The sequence below is a fragment of the Frankia sp. BMG5.23 genome (genome assembly GCF_000685765.2).
GTDB classification, from domain to species: domain Bacteria; phylum Actinomycetota; class Actinomycetes; order Frankiales; family Frankiaceae; genus Frankia; species Frankia casuarinae.
This window is the reverse complement of record NZ_JDWE01000050.1, coordinates 24,652-31,191: the sequence shown is the minus strand read 5'-3', so window position 1 is coordinate 31,191 and position 6,540 is coordinate 24,652. Positions and strand designations below refer to the sequence as shown.

Annotated in this window: 6 protein-coding genes; 5 read left to right on the top strand and 1 reads right to left on the bottom strand. The window is 69.4% G+C overall.

Features of this window, described 5'->3' with window-relative positions:
* On the top strand, positions 1-659 hold a 659-nt coding region (locus tag BMG523DRAFT_RS17780), incomplete at its 5' end, for a group II intron maturase-specific domain-containing protein (RefSeq protein WP_035958444.1).
* 84 nt (positions 660-743) lie between these two features.
* Here BMG523DRAFT_RS17780 and BMG523DRAFT_RS17775 read toward each other — a convergent pair.
* The gene (locus BMG523DRAFT_RS17775; protein WP_011435453.1) at positions 744-1,298 is read right to left on the bottom strand and encodes a flavodoxin family protein; all 555 of its coding nucleotides are present in this window, start codon (positions 1,296-1,298) and stop codon (positions 744-746) included.
* A gap of 500 nt (positions 1,299-1,798) precedes the next feature.
* Here BMG523DRAFT_RS17775 and BMG523DRAFT_RS17770 point away from each other — a divergent pair, with 500 nt between their 5' ends.
* The 4 genes from BMG523DRAFT_RS17770 to BMG523DRAFT_RS17760 all read left to right on the top strand — a co-directional run bounded on the left by BMG523DRAFT_RS17770 (position 1,799) and on the right by BMG523DRAFT_RS17760 (position 6,422).
* Positions 1,799-2,617 carry an SAM-dependent methyltransferase gene (locus BMG523DRAFT_RS17770; RefSeq protein WP_035730986.1) on the top strand — a complete coding sequence of 273 codons (819 nt, stop codon included), beginning with the start codon at positions 1,799-1,801 and terminating at the stop codon, positions 2,615-2,617.
* A gap of 199 nt (positions 2,618-2,816) precedes the next feature.
* On the top strand, positions 2,817-4,994 hold the full coding sequence (locus tag BMG523DRAFT_RS17765; RefSeq protein ID WP_023841289.1) for a bifunctional diguanylate cyclase/phosphodiesterase: 2,178 nt from the start codon (positions 2,817-2,819) through the stop codon (positions 4,992-4,994).
* 372 nt (positions 4,995-5,366) lie between these two features.
* A complete protein-coding gene (locus BMG523DRAFT_RS25420) occupies positions 5,367-5,519 on the top strand; it encodes a hypothetical protein (RefSeq protein WP_157493315.1) in 153 nt (50 codons plus the stop codon).
* Positions 5,520-5,564: 45 nt separating this feature from the next.
* Positions 5,565-6,422 carry a GvpL/GvpF family gas vesicle protein gene (locus BMG523DRAFT_RS17760; RefSeq protein ID WP_043591686.1) on the top strand — a complete coding sequence of 286 codons (858 nt, stop codon included), beginning with the start codon at positions 5,565-5,567 and terminating at the stop codon, positions 6,420-6,422.
* Positions 6,423-6,540 lie beyond the last annotated feature (118 nt).

Sequence of the window (6,540 nt, the reverse complement as noted above, 5' to 3'; positions counted from 1 at the left end):
CGATCTCACCCGTGCTGGCGAACCTGTTCATGCACTACGCGTTCGACGCGTGGCTGGCCCGGACCTACCCGGGCGTCGCGTTCGAGCGCTACGCCGACGACGCGATCGTGCACTGCGACAGCAGGAGTCGGGCTCGCCACGTGCTGGCCGCGCTCGACGACAGGATGGGACAGGTCGGACTGCGACCGCACCCGACCAAGACCAGGATCGTGTACTGCAAGGACAGCAACCGGCGCGGCTCCCATGAGCACACGTCGTTCACGTTCCTCGGCTACACCTTCCGCGCCCGCAAGGCACGCAGCAGGCACGGGAAGTTCTTCACGAACTTCCTGCCCGCGATCAGCAAGGAAGCCCAGAAGAAGGTCAGCGGGCAGGTCCGCCGATGGCGGCTACACCTGCGGACCGGCCACACCCTCGACGAGCTGGCACGAAAGATCAACCCGATCGTGCGCGGCTGGGCGCAGTACTACGGGGCGTTCTACCGCTCCGCGCTGCTTCCCCTCCTACAGCGCATCAACGCCTACCTGGTGCGTTGGCTCCGCAAGAAGTACAAACGGCTGAGACCGTTCCATAAGGCCCTGGCCTGCTGGCAACGCATCACCCGCCAACGCCCCGGGCTCTTCGCCCACTGGGCATGGACGTCCAACGCCTGGCGATGAGGATGACAAGAGCGGAGTGACGGGAGACTGTCACGCTCCGTTCTGTTGGAGCCCAGGGGTGCAATTCCCCTGGGCCACCCGACCTCAGGAAAGCGCGTTACCCTTCGCCGAGGCAGGGACCATCCATCCGAGGCTTTCGGCCCAGCGGCGGGCACGTTCGGGTTCGCCGGCCACCAGGGGGCCCGGCGGGCCGTCGACGTAGAAGCTCCGTGGACGGTCGAGGAGGGAGAAGCCGAGACGGTGCAGGCACCTTGCCGCACCGGCCGCGGCCGAACCCGCGGGACGGGGGTGACGGACCTTCGTGTCGAACGTGGCCGCTCCGGTGAGCGGCGTCCCCTCGGGCGACCCACTCGGTTGCCTGGGCAGTGCCTCGAGCCACTCCCGGATCCCGATCCCCGGCGACACGACATTGCCCTCGGTCCGCCTGGTGGCGTCGTGCCGGGTCTCGGGCCGACTCATCTCGAACGCATGGGTGGGCCCGCCGACGATGAGGAGCCTGACATCGTCGTTCAGGGCCGGGTCCGCGGTGCCGACCTCTACGAGTCCGACGTCCAACCACGTCGACAGGCCGATCGCGACGGCGTCCGCGATCACCCTGGTGTTGCCGAACATCGATTCATACACGACGAGGGCGCGCATCTCGTCCCACTCCTCACCCGGAACCTCGTACCGGAGCCTCGTACGGTCCCGGCCGAGGGCGACGCCCGAATACCCGCGCTGTCCCGGCCGCCGTCGGTCTGTCGGCTGCCGCCGCGAGCTCCGGTCCTCCCGGTTCTTTCGGTTCTTCCGGTTCTTGCGGCCGTAGGGGTCTCCTCGGCCGTCGCGGGCGTCGACCCTCGATCCAGGTTCCAGACCAGTGTCATCCGTGGACGGCCACGCAGGGCAGGGTAGGACGGTCTGGTCAAACCGGACATTCGGCACGGTCGGCGGCTTCCCCATGGGCCGCCGCCGGAGGTCGGTCCGCGCCGCCGGGAGGCCCGGGCGGGAGGTATGGCGGGCGTGCGGTGAAACGAGCGAACGCGGTGTGGAGGGTGCTGGTCTCCGTAGCGACACCGGCCGGTGTGGTGACGAAGGTAGCGATGGTAGACAATCTCCTCACCGTACGTCGTCTAGCGGGTCGCACAGGAGAATAGATGATCATGGAGGAGTTGCCCGAGTGGGCCGCGGGGATCGATGTCAATCGCCCGAGCGCCGCACGGATGTACGACTACGCGCTCGGCGGATCGCACAATTTCGCGGTGGACCGGGAGGCGACGCGCGCCGCCATCGAGATCCTCCCGGACGCCCTGCTGATCGCCAGATCGAACCGGTTGTTCCTGCACCGGGCGGTGCGCTTCCTCGCTGCCGAGGCCGGGATCACACAGTTTCTGGATCTCGGCTCCGGGGTGCCGACGGTCGGTAACGTCCATGAGATCGCCGAAGGGGTGAATCCGGAGGCCCGGGTCGTCTATGTCGACATCGACCCGGTCGCCGTCATCCACTCCCGGATGCTGCTGGCCGACAATCCGCGGGCCACGGTGCTCCAGGCGGATGTTCGGCAGCCCGCGTCGATCCTCGGCTCCAGCGCGGTGGCCGAGCTGCTCGATCTTTCTCAACCGATCGCCGTGCTCATGGTGACGGTTCTGCATTTCGTCCCCGACAGCGATGACCCGGCTGGCGTCATCGATTCCTTCCGGGAGGCGACGGCGCCGGGCAGCTACCTGGCCATCTCGCATGTGATCGCGGACGAGCGGGCCGTAGGGATCAACCAGGCCGGCAAGGTCTACGACGAGACCCCTACCGGGGTGACCCCGCGTTCCCGTGCGGAGATCGCCGGTCTGCTCCGCGGATACGAGCTCGTTGACCCGGGCCTGGTCTACCTGCCGGCCTGGCGCCCGGACGCGGCGAGCATGGGCGCCGATCCCCTCGCGGACAACCCGGTGCGTTCCACGATACTTGCCGCGGTCGGGCGCCGGTAGCTCGCCGTTCCCGCCTGTTCCTGACTGTTCTTGGTTTTTATGATTTTTCTTGGCTATCTTTACTTTTTTAATTTTTTATTGGTTTTTCTCCGGCTTCCGGCGCTTTTCCGGCCAGCGGCCGAGGTTTTGTCACAGGGCGGGTCAGGCCCAAGGTTTGTCATGGTCCGGCAAGAAATGCGTGCGATGAGGAGTGCGTGCGGTGAGGTCCCTGCCCCAGACAGCCCGCCAGCAGGGCGTCGCGCGCTTCGCCCAGGCCTGGGCCCGAGAGATCCTCGGCGCCAGCTATCCGGCGATCGGCCTGATCGACGTCGAGCAGCGGTTACGGGCGTTGAGCGACCGGCTCGTCGACGCCCTGCTCGCCGAACCGTTCACGGCCGACCCTGCGGCCGCGGTCGGGGCTGCCGTCGTCGAGTACACCTTCGGCGCCGCGGACGCGTTGGCCGGAACCATCGAGATCTGTGGCACCAGATTGCTCACCGACCTACGACTCGGGACGGCCGACGGGTACGGCGCCCGGCTGGCGGCGTTGCAGGGCGGGCTGGCCCAGGGATACGCCCATGCGCTGCGGGAGCGGATCCTCGCCGGGCAGGACTCGATCCATCGCGCGGCTCTGCACGCGAGCGATGCCCGCTTCCGGATGATCTTCACCGGCTCCGCGATCGGAATCCTGATCAATGATGGAGGCGGACGGATCATCGACGCCAACGACGCTTTTCTGCGGATGCTCGGAGTCGGCCCGGGTCAGGTGCAGGGCAGGTCAATCGACGAGTTCGCGCATCCCGAGGACGCGAGGGAGCTCCGGGAGGCCTATGCCGCCCAGCGGACCGCCGGACCGGAGCACATCCGGATGGAGTGGCGGTTCACCGGGATCGGCGGGTCGGTGGTGTGGGCCGAGCTGACCACGTCGTGTCTGCGCGACGACGACGGGCGGTGCCGTGCGCAGCTCTCCATGATCGTGGATGTGACTGACCGGCATCTGTTGCAGAACCAGCTGCGCCGCCAGGCGCGGCACGACCCGCTCACCGGCCTGCCGAACCGGACGGTACTCATCGAACGGGTCCACGAACTGATGGCCACGGGACCGGAACGTCGCATCGGGCTGTGCTTCATCGATCTGGACGGATTCAAGATGGTGAACGACAGCCTCGGCCACGACGTCGGCGACCGGTTGCTCGTCGCCGTCACGGACCGGCTGCGTCGGGTGCTGTCCCCGGAGCAGCTCCTGGTCAGGATGGGTGGTGACGAGTTCGTGATCCTTGTCGCCGACACAGCCGGCACGGCGGACGCCGTCGCCGTCGCCGAGACCGTGCTGGCGGCGCTGGCGAGCCCGCTGCGGGTGGGTGACCACGCGCTGTCCATCGGAGCGAGCATCGGCATCGTCGAACGGCCCGTCGCCGGCGGGGACTACGCCGATCTGCTACGGGCCGCCGACATCACGCTCTACCGGGCGAAGGCGGAGGGGAAGGGTCGCTGGGCCCTGTTCGAGGCGGAGCGAGGCGCCCGGCAGGTGACCCGGCACACTCTGTCGACCATGCTGCCCCGCGCCCTCGAACAGGACCAGTTCGTCGTCGAGTACCAGCCGATCATCGCCCTCGGCGACGGTGCGGGTGCCAGGATGGCCGCCGGGGCGATGGTCGGGGTGGAGGCGCTGGTCCGCTGGCGGCATCCTGGCCTCGGTCTGCTGCCCCCCGATCTGTTTATCGGGATGGCGGAGGAGACCGGGCAGATCGTGCCCCTCGGCCGGCGCGTGCTGGAGCTCGCCTGTCGGCAGGCGCGGCAGTGGCAGGAGTGTCATCCGCACGCCCTGTTCGTCAGCGTCAACCTGGCCGCCCGGCAGACCCGCGAGGCCGGCCTGGTGGAACAGGTCCGACGCATTCTCGACGAGACCGGGCTTTCCCCGGACCTGCTCCAGCTGGAACTTACCGAGAGCGCCTTCATGGGCACGGCCGACGAGCCGCTGCGGGTCCTGCGCGGGCTCGCCGAGATGGGCGTGCGGATCGCTATCGACGACTTCGGCACCGGTTATTCCAACCTCGCCTACCTGCGTCGGCTGCCGGTGCACACGCTCAAGCTCGCCGGACCGTTCGTCGAGGGCTTCCACTCGGCGCGGGACGCCGACCCGGGGGATGAGGAGATCGTGCAGACGCTGGTCACGTTGGCCCACACCCTGCGCCTGACGGTGACCGCCGAGGGCGTCGAGACCCCGATGCAGGCCGAGCGGTTGCGCGCGGCCGCCTGCGACAGCGCGCAGGGCTTTCTCTTCGCGCCGCCGCTGACGGCTGAGGAGATCACCCAGAGGATCCTCACCCGGTCCGCTGGCTCGGACCGAACATCTTCGAGCCCCACGCAGGCAGCGCGGGCGGCATGGGCGCGCTGATCCCGTAGGACGCGCTGACCTCTCCACCCCCAGTGGACCCTCGGCCTGGATGGCCTTGGCTCCTCCGGGCGGGGGCTCCTCCGGGGCGGGGCGCCGGTCGGTGATCTGCGGTCGGCACCCGTCATACGCTGGGAGTTTGGAGTCGGTAGTCCCGGGAATGGGCGGCGTGTCGATGTCTTCGACGCCTCGGTCCTCCCTGTCCTGGAGGCGGGGCGGACGGGGGCCGCGCACCGGCCCTGAGCCCAGACACCATGAGTCCAGAAACCATGAGCCCAGACGAGGACGGGACCGCCCGTCGCCGGGCGGGCCGAGGATCATCCTGAGCGGATCGCCGACCGTCCCGCGCAGATCGTGAATCGTGCCGGGGAGGGTGTGGAGGAGCCCAGGGACCGGGCTGCCGGCCGTTTCACCGGCCGTTTCACCGACCGCGCCACCGGAGGGGCGACGGGCCGGGATCCGGCGGACGCGGTCGAGCGGCTCTTCGGCGGGGCCGGCACCTGGCTGGCGCAGGGGGATCGGCCTTGACCGGGCATCGGCCGTCGAGGGACGCGACACGAGGGAGTAGCGGCCATGAGCACGACGGCCGGGGCTGAGGATCTCACGGCCCTCGCCCGGCGACTCGCGCCCGAGGTCGTCGAGGAGGCCGTTCGAGAGGCCCGCGAACTCGCCCGACATCAGATCGTCGAGTGCCTCGCCCGTGAGATCACCCGGGTGGCGATGGAGGGCATCAGGCCGGCCGTGACCCCGCCTCGGGACCTTCCTCCCGTTCCGGTCTCGCAGTCGGGGTCGGTTCCGGAGTCGGAGTCCGTCTCGGAGTCCGTTCCGGAGTCCGTTCCGGAGTCGACTGTCGCAACTGTGGGCGTGGTCGGGCCTGGCATCCGGCCGTCCTCGCGCGTGTCCCGGACCGACCGCGGTCTTTACGTATACGGCATCATCCCCGCGGCGAGCGACACCGCCGGAATCGATGGGCTGGGCGCCGACACCGAGGTGGACGCGATCGCGCGGGATGACGCCCGTCGGCACACCGGTCGGCCGGGGCGGATGTTCGACTGCGCGTACCTCGTGCCGCGTTCGGAGGAGGATGCGTTCCTCACCACGGCGACCGCGCTGACGCGGGAGCTGGACGCGGCGGGGTGCCCCGCCGAGGCGACGGGTCCCTGGCCGCCCTACTCGTTTGTCCATATCACGCTGGGTGGTTACCAGCATCTGGGCGGCACCTTCGACGGTCACGAGGACTCGCCCGGCGGTGGAGCGCCGGTGGTTGACCGGGTGCGCACCACTGACCGGGTGCGCACCGCCGATCGGGTTCCGGACGCCGATCGGGTTCCGGACGCCGATCGGGTCCCGGGTCCTGTCGGAGGACGGCATGGTGCTGTCGGAGGACGGCATGGTGCTGTCGGAGGACGGCATGGTGGCGGCGATGACTGAGCTCGGCGAGGTGCTGGTTCCCCGGGGGGGCCATGCCGGGACGGGGCGCTGTGCGGGGGCAGGGTGCTTCGGTGGGCCGGGGGAGACGGGATCGCCCCGACCCCCCCGGCGTGTCGAG